The organism is Vibrio sp. SCSIO 43133, assembly GCF_023716845.1.
In the GTDB taxonomy this organism is placed as follows: Bacteria; Pseudomonadota; Gammaproteobacteria; order Enterobacterales; family Vibrionaceae; genus Vibrio; species Vibrio mediterranei.
On record NZ_CP068024.1, the window covers coordinates 2,903,100 to 2,922,315 of the forward strand.

17 protein-coding genes and 1 riboswitch are annotated in these 19,216 nt (G+C 45.0%); of the genes, 7 read left to right on the top strand and 10 right to left on the bottom strand.

Features of this window, described 5'->3' with window-relative positions; all coding sequences use genetic code 11:
* The first annotated feature begins 93 nt into the window (after window positions 1-93).
* Window positions 94-195: riboswitch (TPP riboswitch) on the top strand.
* Window positions 196-265: 70 nt separating this feature from the next.
* The 6 genes from thiD to JKJ11_RS13670 all read left to right on the top strand — a co-directional run bounded on the left by thiD (window position 266) and on the right by JKJ11_RS13670 (window position 6,140).
* Window positions 266-1,087, top strand: a complete 822-nt coding sequence (gene thiD / locus JKJ11_RS13645) for a bifunctional hydroxymethylpyrimidine kinase/phosphomethylpyrimidine kinase (RefSeq protein ID WP_006072541.1) — start codon at window positions 266-268, stop codon at window positions 1,085-1,087.
* Complete coding sequence (locus JKJ11_RS13650; protein WP_252038333.1) at window positions 1,084-1,824, top strand: ABC transporter ATP-binding protein; 741 nt, start codon at window positions 1,084-1,086, stop codon at window positions 1,822-1,824. Before thiD ends, JKJ11_RS13650 begins: the two co-directional genes overlap by 4 nt.
* A gap of 62 nt (window positions 1,825-1,886) precedes the next feature.
* Window positions 1,887-2,627, top strand: coding sequence for an ABC transporter permease (locus JKJ11_RS13655; RefSeq protein WP_373455219.1), 741 nt, complete (start codon window positions 1,887-1,889; stop codon window positions 2,625-2,627).
* A gap of 18 nt (window positions 2,628-2,645) precedes the next feature.
* A complete protein-coding gene (locus tag JKJ11_RS13660) occupies window positions 2,646-3,593 on the top strand; it encodes an ABC transporter substrate-binding protein (protein WP_252038334.1) in 948 nt (315 codons plus the stop codon).
* 8 nt (window positions 3,594-3,601) lie between these two features.
* Window positions 3,602-4,264: a thiaminase II gene (gene tenA / locus JKJ11_RS13665; RefSeq protein ID WP_252038335.1), complete on the top strand. Its 663-nt coding sequence runs from the start codon at window positions 3,602-3,604 to the stop codon at window positions 4,262-4,264.
* Between the two features lie 328 nt (window positions 4,265-4,592).
* Complete coding sequence (locus JKJ11_RS13670; protein WP_252038336.1) at window positions 4,593-6,140, top strand: alanine/glycine:cation symporter family protein; 1,548 nt, start codon at window positions 4,593-4,595, stop codon at window positions 6,138-6,140.
* A gap of 134 nt (window positions 6,141-6,274) precedes the next feature.
* Here JKJ11_RS13670 and JKJ11_RS13675 read toward each other — a convergent pair whose 3' ends face one another.
* The 3 genes from JKJ11_RS13675 to guaB form a co-directional block, all read right to left on the bottom strand.
* Window positions 6,275-6,868 carry an acetate uptake transporter gene (locus tag JKJ11_RS13675; protein ID WP_006072549.1) on the bottom strand — a complete coding sequence of 198 codons (594 nt, stop codon included), beginning with the start codon at window positions 6,866-6,868 and terminating at the stop codon, window positions 6,275-6,277.
* Window positions 6,869-7,049: 181 nt separating this feature from the next.
* Window positions 7,050-8,603, bottom strand: a complete 1,554-nt coding sequence (gene guaA, locus JKJ11_RS13680) for a glutamine-hydrolyzing GMP synthase (RefSeq protein ID WP_252038337.1) — start codon at window positions 8,601-8,603, stop codon at window positions 7,050-7,052.
* A gap of 153 nt (window positions 8,604-8,756) precedes the next feature.
* A complete protein-coding gene (guaB, locus tag JKJ11_RS13685; RefSeq protein ID WP_006072553.1) occupies window positions 8,757-10,220 on the bottom strand; it encodes an IMP dehydrogenase in 1,464 nt (487 codons plus the stop codon).
* Between the two features lie 207 nt (window positions 10,221-10,427).
* On the opposite strand from guaB, the gene xseA reads away from it, so the two are divergent.
* On the top strand, window positions 10,428-11,801 hold the full coding sequence (xseA, locus tag JKJ11_RS13690) for an exodeoxyribonuclease VII large subunit (RefSeq protein WP_051647159.1): 1,374 nt from the start codon (window positions 10,428-10,430) through the stop codon (window positions 11,799-11,801).
* Window positions 11,802-11,810: 9 nt separating this feature from the next.
* Here xseA and JKJ11_RS13695 read toward each other — a convergent pair whose 3' ends face one another.
* The 7 genes from JKJ11_RS13695 to hisS form a co-directional block, all read right to left on the bottom strand.
* A complete protein-coding gene (locus JKJ11_RS13695; protein ID WP_006072556.1) occupies window positions 11,811-12,044 on the bottom strand; it encodes a zinc ribbon domain-containing protein in 234 nt (77 codons plus the stop codon).
* A 104-nt stretch (window positions 12,045-12,148) separates the two neighbouring features.
* Complete coding sequence (locus JKJ11_RS13700) at window positions 12,149-13,168, bottom strand: sensor domain-containing diguanylate cyclase (protein ID WP_252038338.1); 1,020 nt, start codon at window positions 13,166-13,168, stop codon at window positions 12,149-12,151.
* Window positions 13,169-13,493: 325 nt separating this feature from the next.
* The gene (locus JKJ11_RS13705; RefSeq protein WP_006072558.1) at window positions 13,494-14,357 is read right to left on the bottom strand and encodes a hypothetical protein; all 864 of its coding nucleotides are present in this window, start codon (window positions 14,355-14,357) and stop codon (window positions 13,494-13,496) included.
* Window positions 14,358-14,421: 64 nt separating this feature from the next.
* Window positions 14,422-15,906, bottom strand: coding sequence for a ribosome biogenesis GTPase Der (gene der, locus JKJ11_RS13710; RefSeq protein WP_006072560.1), 1,485 nt, complete (start codon window positions 15,904-15,906; stop codon window positions 14,422-14,424).
* Between the two features lie 173 nt (window positions 15,907-16,079).
* Complete coding sequence (bamB, locus tag JKJ11_RS13715; protein ID WP_006072561.1) at window positions 16,080-17,237, bottom strand: outer membrane protein assembly factor BamB; 1,158 nt, start codon at window positions 17,235-17,237, stop codon at window positions 16,080-16,082.
* A 12-nt stretch (window positions 17,238-17,249) separates the two neighbouring features.
* Window positions 17,250-17,864, bottom strand: a complete 615-nt coding sequence (locus JKJ11_RS13720) for a YfgM family protein (RefSeq protein ID WP_006072562.1) — start codon at window positions 17,862-17,864, stop codon at window positions 17,250-17,252.
* 81 nt (window positions 17,865-17,945) lie between these two features.
* A complete protein-coding gene (gene hisS / locus JKJ11_RS13725) occupies window positions 17,946-19,214 on the bottom strand; it encodes a histidine--tRNA ligase (RefSeq protein ID WP_252038339.1) in 1,269 nt (422 codons plus the stop codon).
* Between the last annotated feature and the right edge of the window lie 2 nt (window positions 19,215-19,216).

Here is a 19,216-nt window from a genome sequence, read left to right on the forward strand (position 1 = left end):
AAAATAAGCGCACTCGGAGGTATTTTCCGTTTAAGTCGATGAGCTCACGTTTTAATTCTGGAAAAAAACCAGCGCTTGTATAACAATGTCCTTTCTCATTAGTCGGGGAGCGTTTTCGCTGAGATCACCAAAGTGGTGAGACCCGTTGAACCTGATTCAGTTAGCACTGGCGTAGGGAACTGATAGACACCGCACTAAGACTCTGCGTCCGCAGTGGATCTTTGCCCTGCCTATTTTGTGTTCCTACCCTGAAAAGGAACATGATATGACATCATCAACCTCTAAAACTCCTATTGTATTGACGATCGCTGGCTCCGATTCTGGCGGTGGCGCTGGAATTCAGGCTGACATTAAAGCCATCTCAGCAACAGGTTCTTATGCGTGCTCAGTCATTACTGCATTGACCGCCCAAAACACGCAAGGTGTATCTGGTATTCTCGGCATCGATCCTCAATTTGTTCAGGCGCAATTAGACGCGGTATTCAGCGACTTAGATGTAGTGGCGGTAAAGATCGGTATGCTTGCTGACGCCAATATTATTCGCGCTGTGGCTGAAAAGATTCGTCAATATCAGCCAAAGCATGTGGTTCTAGACCCTGTCATGGTCGCTACCAGTGGCGACCTGCTATTAGAACCTTCCGCTATTGATGCGTTAAAAACGGAATTACTACCTTTAGCGACAGTGATCACACCTAATTTACCTGAAGGTGCAGCCCTACTTGGCACCCAAGTTCCGCAATCCCAAAATGACATGGAAGCGTTGATTGACCAGTTACGCGAACTCAATACGTCAGCGATTTTGCTTAAAGGTGGTCACCTTGAGTCAGACTCCAGCAGTAATGACTTACTGATTACTCAAAATGATGTGTCTATCTTTGAAACAACGCGTATCAATACCAAGAATACTCATGGTACAGGTTGCACATTAAGCTCTGCCATCGCGTCTTACTTGGCTCAAAATAATTCCTTACATCAAGCGGTCTCCAACGGTAAAAGCTACATTACTCAAGCAATTGCCCACGCCGATGAGCTCGACATCGGTAAGGGGCACGGTCCTGTTCACCACTTTTACGCGCTGAACCGATGAACGATATTCGTATTGAAAACGCCACGCTCACCTATTTAGGTGACGCTCAACCGATATTCTCAGACTTGAGCGTACAGTTTGAAGCGGGAAGCTGGACCGCTTTGTTAGGACCTAGTGGCTGCGGGAAGTCGACATTGCTGCGCTATATCGCTGGGCTACTAACGGAAAAAGTCACCTTTACCGCCAAAACTGTAGTTCCTAGCCTTACTCAGTTGTCGAGCAACGTAGCCTACATGGCGCAGCAAGACTTACTTATGCCTTGGTTAACCGTTGTTGATAATGTGTGTTTAGCTACACGTTTAAATGGTCAGCGTGTCGAAGCCAATACGAAAGCCAAAGCTATGGCGTTATTGAAACAGGTTGGACTCGATAGCAAAGCGAATGTTCTTCCCAACGAACTATCTGGCGGACAAAAACAGCGCGTTGCCTTAGCTCGAACTTTAATGCAAGACAAATCGATAGTGTTGATGGACGAGCCATTTTCTGCGCTTGATGCCGTCACTAGACATAAATTGCAAAATCTTGCCGCTCAGTTGTTGTGTGATAAAACAGTGTTATTGATCACCCACGATCCTCAAGAAGCCTTGAGGCTCGGCGAGCAAATATTGGTCATGAACGGGAAACCCGCTCAGCTCAATAAAATCATCCCTCCACAATCGGCAATTCCTAGAGATATCGATGGCGAATTCGCAACCATCCAACAATCCATCCTAGAACATTTAGGGGGACACTCGTGACAGTCTTAACACAAGTCGCTGAACAAAGCCGTCGACAGGCGGCTGCTCAGAAAAAACAAGGGATAAGCACACTATTGCGAGTGCTGGTTAGCTTCCTGATTATCTTAGGGCTTTGGAAAGCTATCGTGGTGCTGTTTGAGCTCCCCAGTTTTATCTTACCAGCACCCGAGGCCGTACTCGTTAAGCTGGTCGAGCGTCAAGATGTACTTCTTAAACACACTTGGGTTACGACACAAGAGATCCTGCTCGGGCTCCTACTTGGCTTATCAATGGGACTGTTCTTTGCACTGCAGATGCTGTTGTTTCAGCCCGTCAAACGTTGGCTCCTGCCGATTTTAATAACCAGCCAGGCTATCCCAGTGTTCGCTCTCGCTCCAATTCTGATGCTGTGGCTGGGCTACGGTATTGCTTCCAAAGTGGTCATGGCAGCACTGATTATCTTCTTTCCCGTTACCACTTGTTGCTATGACGGACTACGTAATACGCCTGTGGGTTATTTGGATTTGTCACAGACTATGGGGGCTAGCCGCTTCCGGCAACTATGGCACATACGTTTACCAGCCTCGCTACCTGTCCTTGCCTCTGGTATACGAGTCGCCGTCGTAGTTGCTCCTATCGGTGCTGTCGCTGGCGAATGGGTTGGTTCAAGTGAGGGCTTGGGGTATCTCATGTTGCAAGCCAATGCTCGCATGTTAATTGATGAAATGTTTGCGGCGCTGTTTATTTTAGCCAGCGTCTCAGTCGCGCTTTACTTTTTTACCGATTGGGGGCTCAAGCGCCTAATCCCTTGGGAAAATAAATAACAATCAAAAGGAAAAACCATGAAATCCATGCTCAAACTCGCTGCGGCTCTGCTGCTAACTACAGCTAGCATCATGCCAGCTCACGCTGCAGAAAAAAAACTCACGCTAATGCTCGACTGGTTTGTTAACCCAAATCATGGCCCTATCGTCATTGCTCAAGAGAAAGGTTACTTCAAGGAGCAAGGGCTTAATGTTGATATTCAAGAACCAGCCGACCCAAGCACACCAGCCAAACTGGTTGCTGCGGGGAAAGTCGACCTTGCGGTTTCGTATCAAACTAGCCTTACTATCGACGTAGCTGCCGGACTGCCACTGATCCGCAGCGCAACTCTGATCGCAACGCCGCTTAATACCATGATGGTATTGGACAATGGCAAGATAAACACACTAGCAGACCTAAAAGGTAAGAAAATTGGTATTGCTATCGCAGGTAACGAAGAAGCGACCATAGGTACCATGCTCAGTACCGAGGGAGTGGCATTTGACGAAGTACAGATCATTAATGTTGGTTGGGCTCTCTCCTCTTCCCTTGCTTCAGGAAAAGTAGACGCGATTTGGGGTGGTTTGAGAAACTTTGAAACCAACCAGCTAGAACTTGAAGGTTATAAACCAAAAGCCTTTTTCCCAGAAGAACACGGTGTTCCAACTTATGAGGAACTAGTGTTTGTTGCCAATGCCAACAGTTATGACAAAGATGCCATCGTAAAATTCAACCGTGCGATTGAAAAGGCAACCACTTACATAGTGAATCACCCAACAGCTTCTTGGAATGAGTTTGTTGCCTACGCACCAGACACGTTAAACAACGAACTCAATAAAAGAGCGTGGCGTGACACATTGACTCGATTTGCGCTTAGACCATCTGCGGTTGATGCGACCAAATATGACGCGTTTACCGAATTCATGTATCAACACAAAATTATCAGTGCTAAGCCAAAAGCAGAGACCATCGTACCTGTACTTTAGGAGTGACCATGAATCATCAAGACTTAATTAACGCTTGCCAACAAGAGTGGTTGGCTTACACCGAACATGACTTCGTCAAGCAATTAGCCGTGGGGACTCTCGCTCAGCAGGCGTATTTACACTATTTAAAGCAGGATTTTCTATTCTTAAAGCAGTACGCTCGTGCCTATGCACTAGCGATCTACAAAGCCAAAACACTCGCTCAAATGCGCGAAGCAGTACCAAGTGTTGAGGCATTATTAAACTCTGAGATTGGCCACCATGTCGCTTATTGCCAGCAGTGGGGAGTCACAGAAGCAGATATGGAAGCGGAAGTCGAAGATTTTGGTACCGTGGCGTACACACGATATGTTCTAGATGCAGGAATGACGGGCGAATTAGTTGATCTTTATGCTGCACTAGCACCCTGTGCCATCGGCTATGCCGTTATCGGTGACAACTTACTCAAAAGCGCCGATACCATGCTAGAAAATAACCCCTATCGTAGTTGGATAGAACTGTATGGCAGCGAAGAATTCCAGTCAGGTGTGCACACCAGTATCAAACGATTAGACGCGCTACTAAAAGACATTGACCTACAAAGCCAGAGAGCACAAGAGATCATACATGTGTTTAAAACGGCAACTCGCATGGAAATTGCCTTTTGGCAACAAGGCTTAGATGTCGCCTAATCTAAAGCCGACCATTTAGGTCGGCTTTTTTTATCTCTTTAAAGAAAGCAAATAACAAACAAATATCACACAAACAACCCGCATTTAAAATTTTGTGCCTGTCATCACGTGTTAACACAATATTTACATCCAACCTTAACATTTGCAACAAACTTAGGTAGGATGCGCGAAGTGTTTTATAAATTCAAACACTTCGCGCTCAGCTTTCTCATGCTTTTCGTGCAAGCAAGGACGATTGGGAAACGGTGGGTATCAACAATAGCTTTTGAACAATCAGAACATCAGTCGCTGAGCTTCAAAAGCTACCCCAGCTTTACAGGGAAGAACTATGCAGTCTTTGGTTGATTTTTTAAACGGGATAATCTGGAGTCCCGCTCTAATTTACTTGTGTCTTGGTGCTGGCCTTTTTTATTCAGTGCTCACTCGTTTTGTACAGGTGCGTCATTTCTTCGAAATGTGGCGTCTATTACTTTCCGGTAAAAGCTCAGAAAAAGGGATCTCCTCATTTCAAGCTTTAGCGGTTTCACTTTCTGGTCGCGTTGGTACGGGTAATATTGCCGGTGTCGCTGCGGCTATTGGTTTTGGTGGTCCAGGCGCAGTTTTCTGGATGTGGATGGTTGCGTTTTTTGGCGCAGCAACAGCCTATATCGAATCCACGCTCGCTCAAATCTATAAAGAAGAAGATGAAGGGCAATTTCGTGGCGGCCCAGCTTATTACATAGAAAAGGCGATGGGACAAAAATGGTACGCATGGATCTTTGCTATTGCGACTATTTTCGCTTGTGGTGTTCTTCTACCTGGTGTTCAATCGAACAGCATTGGTAATGCAGTAGAAACCGCATTCGGTACAGGCGCTATGATTGACACTGCTATCGGTACCATCAGTTTTGCTAAAATTTTCACTGGTGCAGTTATTTCCGTCATTCTTGCGTTCATCATTTTTGGTGGCGTAAAACGAATCGCAAACTTCACACAAATCGTTGTGCCATTTATGGCTCTAGCGTACATCATCATCGCGTTCGTGATTATTCTGCTTAACATCGGTGAAGTACCGGGGATTGTTAGTATGATTATTGGCGATGCATTTACCCCAATGGCAGGCTTCGGCGCGGCAATTGGCTGGGGTGTAAAACGTGGCGTCTACTCTAACGAAGCAGGCCAAGGTACTGGTCCACATGCAGCTGCAGCAGCAAACGTTGATCACCCAGCACAGCAAGGTTTAGTGCAATCTTTCTCTATCTATATTGATACACTTCTAGTGTGTTCTGCGACAGCATTTATGATTCTTATCACAGGTGCGTACAACGTTCATGGTCCAGAGAGTACGTTCTTGGTACAAAACCTTGCCGAAACCGTTGGAGCCAATGGTCCTGCGTTTACTCAGCTAGCTATCGAAAGCACAATGCCTGGTGTTGGTAAGCTATTTATCGCATTTGCACTATTCTTCTTCGCATTTACGACCATTCTGGCGTACTACTACATTGCAGAGACAAATATCGCTTACATTCGCCGTACTTTCAAAATCAACGGATTGATGTTCATCTTGAAACTCGTGCTAATTACATCTGTGTTTTATGGGACAGTGAAAGCGGCTAACCTTGCTTGGGCTATGGGTGATGTAGGTGTTGGTCTGATGGCATGGTTAAACATCGTGGGCATTTTGATCATCTTCTTTATTGCCAAACCAGCAGTCATTGCACTCAAAGATTATGAGAAACAGCAGGAGCAAGGTGTAGAAGAGTATACATTCAACCCTGTCGCACTTGGTATTAAAGGTGCAGACTACTGGGAAGGTCGCTACGAACGTAAAACAGGTACAAAGCCTGACGCGCCTCAAGAGGCGGACTCCGCATCCACTCAGACACAGACATCTTAATTAAGAATTGATGTTCACTTTGGGTAGGTATCTGCCTGTGCAGGGATGACATGAAACATGCTCATCGCATAAAAAAAGGGGTAGCTTAGCTACCCCTTTTATCATTCACTGTTCCCGAATGAATGAAACTTAAATTATGCAGCCACTTCTTGAGTGTTCATTGCTGGCGCTTTTTTCTCACCGATAGGGAGAATAGTGCGACCATATTCGTTGTTAAGTACTTGAGCCATAGCGAAGTAAATCGCGCTCGCGCCGCAGAAGATACCTTCAAAGCCAGCAATAGTGCCAATCAATTCGCTGCCGAAGAAATCACGCGCTGCTAACAAGAAAAATAGGATAGTCAGAGAACCAAAGACCACTTGCTTAGCCACTGGGTAGCAAAGTGAACCAATGAACATGAAGCCAGTGAACACACCCCATAGCAGTAAATACCAACCCATAAATTTCGCAGGGCTTGCAGGAAGACCCATGTAAGGCATTACGATAATACCCACTAGCGTTAACCAGAATAAGCCGTACGACGTGAATGCCGTAGTGCCAAAAGTGTCACCACGCTTAAAGCACATCATGCCAACAAACACTTGGCTAAGACCGCCATAAAAAATACCCATAGCAAGAATCATTGAATCAATCGGAAAGAAACCTGCATTGTGGATGTTAAGCAGAATGGTAGTCATACCAAAACCCATTAGGCCAAGTGGCGCAGGGTTTGCGAGTTTGTTCGACATGTAAAAGAGCCTTCGATTAAAAATTAGTGGTAAAAGTTATAGAAAAATTTTAATCGATATTTGTGACATTGAGCAGATCCGTTATTTGCAATCTAAGATTGATAATTTGCAGATATCAATTAGCATGCATAAAAAAACCGGCTTGCGCCGGTTTCTATAATTTAATGACAACAAGCGGAGATTATTCCCACTCGATTGTCGCTGGTGGCTTACCAGAAATGTCGTAAACCACACGTGAAATGCCGTCAACTTCGTTGATAATACGGTTCGAGACCTTACCTAGGAAGTCATATGGTAAATGTGCCCAATGAGCCGTCATAAAGTCGATGGTTTCAACAGCACGCAGTGATACTACCCAGTCATACTTACGGCCATCACCCATAACACCTACAGAACGAACTGGTAGGAACACGGTAAATGCTTGAGAAACTTTGTTATACAGATCTGCGGCGTGCAATTCTTCAATAAAGATAGCATCAGCACGGCGCAGCAAGTCACAGTACTCTTTCTTGATTTCACCAAGAACACGAACACCTAGGCCTGGTCCTGGGAATGGGTGACGATAAAGCATATTGTATGGTAGACCCAGTTCTAGACCGATCTTACGCACTTCATCTTTAAACAATTCACGTAGTGGCTCAACAAGCCCCATTTCCATATCATCAGGAAGGCCACCCACATTGTGGTGTGATTTAATAACGTGAGCTTTACCCGTTTTAGAAGCAGCTGACTCAATGACATCTGGGTAGATGGTACCCTGTGCTAGCCATTTCGCATTTTTAAGCTTCTTAGACTCTTCATCGAATACGTCAACAAACACGTGACCGATTGTTTTACGTTTCTCTTCTGGATCTGACTTTCCTTCAAGTGCAGTCAAGAAGCGCTCTTCTGCGTCAACTTTGATGATGTTTAGACCGAACTTATCGCCAAACATTTCCATCACTTGCTGGCCTTCGTTAAGACGAAGTAGGCCGTTGTCCACGAACACACAGGTCAGCTTGTCGCCAATTGCACGGTGAACAAGCATTGCAACTACCGATGAATCAACACCACCAGATAGACCCAGAATAACCTCATCATCGCCTACTTGCTCTTTAATACGAGCAACAGCATCTTCGATGATGGATTCTGATGTCCATAAACGCTCACAGCCACATGCACCAAGAACAAAGTTCTCTAGCATTTGCAGGCCTTGTTTAGTGTGCGTTACTTCTGGGTGGAACTGAACGCCATAGTATTTCTTCTCTTCATTCGCCATAGCAGCGTACGGGCAAGTGTCCGTTTCACCAACTTTTACGAAGTCTGCTGGAATTTCTACAACTTTATCGCCGTGGCTCATCCAGACGTCTTGAGTCGCTTCAAGATCTTTGAAAATCGCTGAGTCACCAGATACTTTAACTTGTGCGTAGCCAAATTCACGTTCGTTTGAACCTGCTACTCGGCCACCAAGCTGCTCAGCCATTGTCTGCATGCCGTAACAAACGCCAAGAACAGGAACACCTGAATCAAATACGTATTGAGGAGCACGAGGAGAATTTTCCTCTGTTACACTCTCAGGGCCGCCAGATAGAATAATACCGTCTGGGTTGAATTCACGAATATCCGCTTCTTCTACATCCCAGCTCCATAGTTCACAGTAAACGCCGATTTCACGTACACGACGTGCTACTAATTGTGTGTACTGCGAGCCGAAGTCTAAAATCAGAATTCGTTGGTCATGAATATTTTTCGTCATTTTGGGCAATCTTATAAGCTAAGTATTGAGAACGGAGGCGAGTTTACCCGCCTCACATCTATGCATCAAGGAAAAAAGCAAACGTTTACGTAAGATTTAGACTTACTTGGGTCAATTGTGACCCTCAACGTTATCACTACAGTCTATGGGTAATTAACCTAGACGGTAGTTTGGTGCTTCCTTAGTGATTTGAACGTCGTGCACGTGTGACTCGTTTAAGCCAGCACCAGAGATACGTACGAACTCTGCTTTAGTACGCATATCTTCGATAGTCGCAGAGCCTGTTAGACCCATGCTTGAACGAAGACCACCCATTTGTTGGTGAACGATTTCTTTTAGGCGACCTTTGTAGGCGATGCGACCTTCGATACCTTCTGGAACAAGCTTGTCCGCAGCATTATCTGATTGGAAATAACGGTCCGATGAACCTTGAGACATCGCGCCAAGAGAACCCATTCCACGGTAAGCCTTATAAGAACGGCCTTGATAAAGAATAACTTCGCCTGGTGCTTCTTCAGTACCAGCAAACATAGAGCCAACCATCACGCATGATGCACCAGCAACGATTGCTTTACAGATATCACCAGAGAAGCGGATACCACCGTCTGCGATAACTGGAATACCATATTCGTTGGCAACACCAGCAGCGTCAGCAATCGCTGTAACTTGAGGAACACCAACACCTGTAACGATACGAGTTGTACAAATAGAACCAGGGCCAATACCAACTTTAACGGCACTAACACCCGCTTCAATCAATGCTTTCGCGCCAGCAGCCGTAGCTACGTTGCCACCAATGATATCGAGATCTGGGTACGCTTCACGTGTTTCGCGAATGCGAGTTAAAACGCCTTCTGAATGACCGTGTGAAGAGTCAATCAAAAGCACATCAACACCAGCTTCAACTAGAGCTTTTACGCGCTCTTCGTTACCCGCGCCCGCACCGACAGCAGCACCTACGCGCAGACGACCTTGCGCATCTTTACATGCGTTTGGTTTACGTTCTGCTTTGTGGAAGTCTTTTGCAGTGATCATACCGGTAAGTTGGAACTCATCGTTTACGACCAACACTTTTTCAACACGTGCACGGTGCATCTCTTCTTGCACTTCTTCACGAGAAGCGCCTTCTTTTACTGATGCTAGACGCGCTTTTGGCGTCATTACTACTTCTACTTTCTTACTTAAATCAGTAACAAAGCGAACATCACGGCCAGTGATGATGCCTACAAGCTCATTCGTTTCTGTAACAACAGGGAAACCTGCAAAGCCATGCTTTTCAGTTAGCGCCATTACATCTGCAATCGTTGCTTCTGGACGAACAGTAACAGGGTTTGTTACTACACCAGCTTCAAAGATCTTAACAAGACGTACTTGCTCAGCTTGTTGCTCAATAGACATGTTTTTGTGGATAAAGCCAATGCCACCTTCTTGGGCAAGCGCGATCGCTAGACGCGCTTCCGTCACTGTGTCCATAGACGCAGAGATCATTGGAATATTCAGACTGATATTCTTCGTCAACCGAGTGCGAAGATCGGCTGTGTTTGGGAGAACGGTGGAGTGAGCTGGAACGAGTAGTACATCATCGAACGTCAGCGCTTCTTTGGCAATTCTTAGCATTTGCAATATCTCACAATAGAGGAGTTGAAGGAATAATCCGCCCTTATCGTTTCGCATAATAAGGTCATTTGGATTAGATATTGCGGTGGGATTATACGCCCGACGAAATCGCTTGGCTACACATTTTTATATTTTTTATTTGCATTTACCCCCTTGATATGTATTATATTGCCGCTAATTTCCATACCCACGTCTTTGAGATTAGCTGTGCCCCTATCCTCGCGATCAAGCTCTAATTCTACGTCTAGTAATCAAAACATTTACACGGTGTCACGCCTGAACTCTGAAGTTCGTTTGTTGCTAGAAAATGAAATGGGGATTGTGTGGTTAGTCGGCGAAATTTCTAACTTTTCTGCACCTGTCTCTGGTCATTGGTACCTCACTCTTAAGGACTCTCGCGCTCAAGTGAAATGCGCGATGTTTCGTGGTAACAACCGCCGTGTAACGTTCAAACCTGCTAATGGAAATCAAGTACTAGTTAAAGCAAGACTCTCTCTCTATGAGCCACGAGGTGACTATCAGCTCATCATAGAGTCAATGCAACCCGAGGGGGATGGTCGACTTCAGCAAGAGTTTGAGAAGCTGAAAATGTCACTTGCCGCAGAAGGTTTGTTTGCTCAAACACTAAAACAACCATTGCCCAGCCACCCAAAACGTGTAGGTATCATTACCTCCAAAACGGGCGCTGCTTTATTTGATATTTTAGATGTTTTGAAAAGGCGTGATCCTTCCTTACCTGTGGTTATTTACCCGACGACGGTTCAAGGAGATAATGCTGCGATTGAGATTGCTCAAGCGATTGGCAGAGCAAACAGCCGAAACGAGTGTGATGTGTTAATCGTCGGTCGAGGCGGAGGTTCACTTGAAGATTTATGGTGCTTCAACCACGAAATCGTCGCCAGAACCATTGCCGCCAGCCAAATACCAATTATCAGTGCAGTCGGACATGAAATTGACGTCACTATCGCTGATTACGTCGCTGATGTGCGCGCCCCGACACCAAGTGCAGCCGCAGAACTAGTCAGCAATGATACCTCTCATAAACGTGAGTCACTGATCACTAGAGAACAGCGCCTGAGAAACATCATTCGACTTTATCTGTCGGAGCAAAAGCAGCGCTTGTCCTCGTTGATGCAAGACCTGAGCAATCAACATCCTAAACATCATTTGCAGCGCCAAAGTCAACGCCTGGATGAATTTGAGTACCGCCTTAATGCCGCAATGAAGCAAAGGTTATCTCAAGAGACTCTAAGGTTAACCAACAAGCTGCATCGCCTGAAGTTACAGTCTCCTGTTACTCGTCTGGCACAACAATCGCATCGATTGACTCAATTAGAAAGCCGACTAGAGCAAGCGATGCAACGCCAACTCTCTTCAACTAAGCATAAATTTGCATTAACAGTAGGTAAGCTTGATACGGTGAGTCCACTCGCTACTTTGAAGCGCGGTTACTCTATTACTCAAGATGAGGATGGGAAAGTCATTTCTCATGTAGATTCGGTAGAGATAGGCTCGACAATGACGACTCAAGTAGAGCATGGCACTCTTGTCTCTACCGTTACCGATATCAAACCTAACTAGACAATCTCACTAAGCTTTGATTGGTTGGAATTCAAACCTTGCTCGAGATTTGGACTTTAGTTCATTACATGAGTTACAAAAATAGTTAGCTGCACCACACGCCTGAAGCTTTTCCATTTCAGCTTGGCAATCTGGGCAATAACCAATTTTGACAAAGTGTTTAGTACATTGTTTACAGAAATACTGCCCGTCCCAATCTAAAGCGACCTTGCAATCTGGGCACTCGTTGTCTGCGAAGTTCATATCTCACCTAAATATTAGTAGATGTTAATATTGATATTCTATCTCGAACACCTAAAGGATACTAGGCAACTGCCATAAGACGTTCTTTAACGTTAGGAAAACGTTTAGCCACGAGATAGGAATAAACTCTCTAACTTAGCTTTACGTTTGACTTTGTACATCTCGGTATCCGCTAAACGGATCAATTGGTCAATCGTCATGTCTGAACAACATTCTTTAGTTGCAAACCCAACGCTAACACCGATGTTAGTCTCTTCTAAAGTGACAGGTTGATTCAATTCTGACTGCAATGTCTCGTAAAAAGTTCTGGAATCTTCCTGACTAGGAAAGCAACTAAACGCAAGAAACTCATCGCCACCATATCGACCTAACACAGCTTGGTCAGGTAATAGCAAACGTAATTTTTGCGCGACAGCAACCAACACCCTATCGCCAAATTGATGTCCATATACATCATTTACCTGTTTGAATTTATCGATATCTATGAAGAAACAGCCAAGAAAATTGCCTTGAAAGCAATGACTTTGTTCGACACGTTCTAATAGAGCTCGACGATTCAGGCATTGAGTCAGACAATCAAACTTAGCTTGGTAGTTGAGTTTATCTTCTAAAGCATATTTCTCTAGTGCCACAGAATAAACCGCGGCAATAGACTCGAGTATCTCCAGTTCAATAGCATGGGGATCAGAGGGCAATGAGCTATAGAGTGCAAACGTACCCAATACGTGCTCTTGTGTCGAGATCACTGGCACAGACCAGCATGCTCTAATATTTGCTTGTGTCGCAAGTTCAACAAAAGGCTGCCAATTACTATGGCTTTTGACATCAGAGACGATAACAGAACGTTTTAAATAGGCAGCCGCACCGCAGGAACCTACTCTTTCTCCTATTTCGATCCCATCAATAGCATCGTTGTAAAAGTCAGGCAAGTTAGGTGCTGAAGTGCTGTACAGTCGATGTGTCTCTTGATCTAACGTTAATATTGAGGCGCGTTTATCCTTAAACAGGCGCTCTGTTAACTTAATGATTCGCTCCTCCAATTGGGGTTTTGGCAACCCCAGAGCAAGTTCTTTCAAGAGTAAGTTCATGCCCTTATGGGCATCTATCAGCAAATCTTTCGTCATAAATCCGCAGAATTGTCGTTCTTATTGAGTATGCGTAACCGACACATAATAACACAACGTACGGATAGATGATCTATTGACCAGTTTAATATTTAGTCGTATGGTCAAAGGGACGAACAACAATACGATGCTGTTCTAGATCTTCCCTAGATCTTCCCCTTAATCTAATCTGATCAGCGATCTGCTCTTAAAAGAACATTTATATAACCACACACCGAAAGCATAAGTTACATATTCTGCATTTGGATTTAATTTAGATTATTATTCCACATAAGACTTGATAAATGACACTATACAGAACTTAATAAAACGATCATTTCTCGAATTAGTCACTTACATGGGTATGCATTTCGATATAAGACGAATCTACGGCTTTTAGCTCGACTCTAAGGTTAATCAGTTCATCCATATGATTGATATGCGTTCCACCGCAAGGCATCACGACGTCGACGCCATCAAGAGTGCAGTGCCAATATCTTGAACTGGTCAAAAATGGACCTTCAAGTTGCATTGAAACTTCAGAGGGTTCTTGTGACCACTCAGCTAACTGTTGATTAGTCATATCTTCAATTCTCTGTAAGTCTGTCAACACCTCTACAGTATTTAATCCACGTTTCTTTAGCGTTTTCCCAAGGCGATATCGGTCAAAACATCGGTTTGGCGATACCACACTCTGTTCCTGAGCATAACTATTAAAATCATAGTGGGCCAAACCATCTTTTCGGTCTGCTTCTTTTCTCCAGTATGACGCAGCTAGCACTTTGTTAAGTGCAAGAGAAGCGATATGTCCGGCACTATGTCCTCTGCTCAAACTTTGTTGATAGGCTTTGTCCACTTCCAATGTAATGACCTGGCCAACACAAAGTTCTGGTCCTTTCGCGATTCGATGAACAACAACAAATACCCATCCATCACAGTCTCGTTTTACGGGAATCGCGCTGCCGACATACAGTGTTTTGGTATCCAGTTCGATAGCACCAACAAGACAATCTATGACTTCAAGTTGTTGACCTTCCGCTAGCAAATAACCTTTGTCTGCCGGATGATCAGGCCATATGTGACTTACAGGGTGAAATGGCGTACTGTCTACAACAATATCGGTGTAATCAGAATGCTCATCGATCAATTGAATTGCGCTGTCTAGCTGCCAAGTTTGATGACAAAAGTGAATTTTACTAGCGGTAAACACGGTATGATTATTCCTTGCAACAAAAAACGCCCGCTGTACTCAGAGGGCGTTGTTTAATTTCGATTTATTTTTTAGGACGACCTTTCATCATCGTCATTAAGCGTTTACGTTTACGCTCTTGTGAAAGGGTCATCTTGTTAGACTTACCTTCAAATGGGTTATCGCTGCTTTGGAAGTTAATACGAATTGGCGTACCCATGATTTCCAAAGAACGACGATAATAGTTCATTAAATAACGCTTATACGAATCTGGTAGTTCATTGACTAGGTTACCGTGAACCACAACGATTGGTGGGTTGTAGCCACCAGCGTGCGCATATTTCAACTTAACACGACGTCCACGAACCATAGGTGGCTGGTGATCTTCCGTCGCCATTTTCATGATACGGGTCAGTACCGAAGTACCCACACGGGTAGTCGCAGACTTGTAAGCTTCTTGAACAGATTCAAACAAGTGGCCAACACCAGTACCATGAAGAGCTGAAATAAAGTGGATACGAGCAAAGTCAACGAAACCAAGACGACGATCAAGCTCTTTCTTAACGTGTTCTTTCACGTCAGTATCTAAACCATCCCACTTGTTCACAGCGATCACAATAGAGCGACCAGAGTTTAACGCAAAACCAAGGAGGCTTAAGTCTTGATCTGAGATGTTTTCACGAGCATCGATAACGAGCAATACAACGTTTGCATCTTCTACTGCTTTCAGTGTTTTAACCACTGAGAACTTCTCAACCGTTTCGTTGATGCGACGACGACGACGTACACCAGCAGTATCGATCAGCACATACTCACGATCATCACGCTGCATAGGAATATAAATAGAATCGCGAGTGGTACCCGGCATGTCATAAACTACGACACGCTCTTCACCAAGAATACGGTTGGTCAGCGTTGATTTACCCACATTAGGTCGACCAATGATAGCCAACTTAATTGGTTGATCTTGAAGACGCTTAAACTCTTCTTCCGCTTCTTCTTCGGTATAATCGAGTTTCTCTTCTTCTTCGTCTTCAAACTCAGTCAGATCTTCAATTTCACCTTGTTCAACAAAGCTTTCTGCAAATGGGTTAAGTGCGCGTTCGATAAGTGCAGTAACGCCACGACCGTGTGCCGCTGCGATGTGGTACATGTCTTCTACACCAAGTTGCCAAAACTCAGCACTGGCAGCATCAGCATCAATACCATCAACTTTGTTAATCACTAGGAATGACGGCTTCTCAATTTTTCGCAGGTGCTGAGCAATAGCTTCATCAGCCGACGTTAAACCTGCACGGCCATCCACGAGGAAAAGCACGACATCCGCTTCATCAATCGCAGCTAGCGATTGTTCCGCCATTTTTGTTTCAACACCTTCTTCAGTACCATCAATACCACCGGTATCAATAACAATGAATTCATGCTCACCCAGTTTCGCCTGACCGTATTTACGGTCACGTGTTAGCCCCGGAAAATCCGCAACAAGAGCATCACGCGTACGCGTCAATCGATTGAACAGGGTCGACTTACCCACATTCGGGCGTCCAACTAGGGCAACAACAGGTACCATATAAACCTCTACACTTATCTTCTAATTGTAGTTATAGGTAAAATTCTCACGTTTTCCTATAACCACAAATTAATCCATCTATCCGAGCTCGAAAAGATCCTTTTGCTTCGCAGCAATAAAACGGCTCCTAACTGAGATCAGCCAGGAGCCGTTTGTGAATTATATCACGCTTTCTAGTTGATAGTGAGTTTCTTTATTTCACCATCACGAGTCACTAAAACATAGCCTTCAGGTACCTTAGTTGGTCCAACAGAAAGGCCACTTTCGTTGATGAGTTGCTGTGCTACAAACTCACCTGACTCTCGATCAATCCAGTGCAAGTAACCTAAGCTATCACCTACTACGATGTAACCATCAACAATAACAGGAGCGGTTAGCAGTCGGTTTTCCAACTGGTTGTTTTCCCACAGCTCAGTACCACTGCGAGCATCAACAGCTACTACATGATCATTATCTGTCACCAAGAATAAACTACGGTTATCCGTCGCCATATCCGTTGCTGATGAGTAGTTACGTTTCCAAATAGGGTTACCAGAACGTAGATCGATAGAAATTAACTGCCCATTGAAACCCACTGTAAACAGTGTGCCACCTAAAATGATTGGAGATGAATCCACATCAACCAAGCGATCGATCTCTGTAGCACCTTTTGGCGTACCTACAGGTTGCTGCCAAATCAACTGTCCACGTTCGACGATAGCAGCAGCTAAACGTCCATTGGCCGTGCCCCAGAAAACACCACCTGATACGGTAGCTGGTGCACTGTCACCGCGTAAAGTTAGGTTTGGAACATCGGTACTGATCGCCCAGCGCTCTTCTCCCGACGTTTGTTCCAATGCAACCAACAAGCCTTGACTGGTATGAACCATGATTAAACTTGCATCCGCTACCGGGTTCGCAAGCACCTCACCATTCACTTTAGCGCGCCAAACTTCTTCGCCCGTTTTGACATCGAGCGCAATGACCTCACCGTTTTCGCTACCGATATAAAGCTTTTGATACGCTGCGGCAATACCGCCAGAAAGTCGAGCCGATGTCTCACCAGCAACATTGACTTCCCAAAGCGTCTTGCCCGTTTCTGGATCAAGCGCTTTTACCACTCCGTCTCGGCTAGCGACAAACAAGTTGTCATAGGCGTAAATTGGAGAGAGCTTCGAGAAGAACTGACCAACACCATCACCAATACTTGCAGACCATACCGACTGAGGCGTGAACTCACTTTGTACTTTTGGCAGTGGTGCCATAATGACTGTATCTTCTTCACTAGAACACCCTGCAAGAATTCCCAGTACCGAAATAGAAAGCAGTACTTTCTTTACGACTCTATTCATCGGCTATGGCCCTTACTTGGCAAGATCGTCCAGTTTAATTTGTAGCCCTTGGCTTGCGTCCTGCGCTTGCTGTGCTTCAGTATAAGCAGTGTAAGCTGCATCACGGTCACCGTCACGAATTGCGATATCACCACGCAGCTCGGCCACTCGACCTGCCCATGCGTCATCGGTAATTTTCGCAAGTTCAGCACGCGCACCATCAACGTTACCTGTTTCCGCCATTAGACGAGCAATACGGTAAGTCACTAGCGGAGTGATCGCCGCATCTTTAGTTTTGCTTTGTGCCCATTGCAGTTGCTCAAGAGCCTTTTCAAGCTCACCAGCTTCTACTTGAACTTTCGCTAGTTGTAGTGAAGCCAAAACACTGTATTCAGTGTCTTTGCTACCATCGATAAATGCTTGCACGTCACCACTTGCGTCAGTGCCTTTAGCGGCAATAGCTTCTACCGCTTTGGTATACTGTTCAGAAGCAGCTTCTTGCGCAGACGTTACTGAGTCTTGATAGTAACGCCAGCCAAATAAACCACCTAAACCAACAACAACACCAAGAACCACTGCTTTGCCGTTCTCTTTCCACCAATCTTTGATTGCTTCTACTTGTTGTTCTTCAGAATCGTAGAGTTCCACTTCCTGTCCTCTTAAAAGAATTCGTCACTAACGTTGATTGATTCATCTATCGAATACGTTCAATCAACGTCAGTCTATAAACTAGATAATATCTGCTAATTTAGCGGCTAACTCAGTTTGAGCAATAGTTTCTTGCTCACCACCCTGCAAATCTTTGACCACGACCGTATTCTCGGCCACTTCATTCTCGCCTAGCACTAGAGCGTATACTGCGCCAACTTTATCTGCACGCTTAAATTGTTTCTTGAAGTTGCCACCACCAAAGTGGTTCATGACACGAATACCAGGGATAGCTTCACGTAAAGACTCGGCTAGCTTCATACCTGCCATCATGGTGCCTTCACCCGCAGTCACTACGTAAGCATCAACACTACGACGAACATCAGTCAGCTCAAGCGTTTCCATCATTAGTACCAAACGCTCTAAGCCCATAGCAAAACCGACAGCTGGCGTTGCTTTGCCACCTAGTTGTTCAACCAGTCCGTCATAACGACCACCGCCACAAACCGTGCCTTGAGCACCTAAACTTTCGGTGATCCACTCAAATACCGTGCGGTTGTAGTAATCCAACCCACGAACAAGGCGTTGATTTACCGTATATTCGATTCCTGCTGCGTCAAGAAGTTCACAAAGACCTGCAAAATGTTGTTTTGAGTCTGCATCGAGGTAATCTGACAGTTCAGGAGCATCAGCCAAAATCGCTTGTACATCTGGGTTCTTGCTATCTAGAACACGTAGAGGATTGGTGTACATACGACGCTTGCTATCCTCATCAAGAACATCAATATGCTGCTCTAAGTGAGCAATCAATGCTGTACGATAATCAGCGCGAGCTTCTAGAGAGCCGATAGAGTTCAGTTCCAAACGTACGTGTTCAGCAATGCCCAACTCACGCCATAGACGCGCAGTCATCATGATAAGCTCAGCATCGACGTCAGGGCCATTTAGACCAAAGACTTCCACACCACATTGATGGAATTGACGGTAACGACCCTTTTGTGGGCGCTCATGGCGGAACATTGGGCCCATATACCAAAGACGTTGTTCTTGGTTATATAGCAAGCCGTTTTCAATACCAGAACGGACACAACCAGCCGTGCCTTCAGGACGAAGCGTTAGGCTATCGCCATTACGGTCTTCGAAGGTGTACATTTCCTTTTCGACCACATCAGTCACTTCACCAATAGCGCGGCTAAATAGATGGGTCATTTCAACGATAGGCATACGTACTTCGTTGTAACCATATGCGCTAACAACATGCTTAACTGTATTCTCAACTTTTTGCCAAAGTGGAGATTGTGTTGGGAGGCAGTCGTTCATGCCTCGGATTGCTTGAATAGTTTTTGCCACAG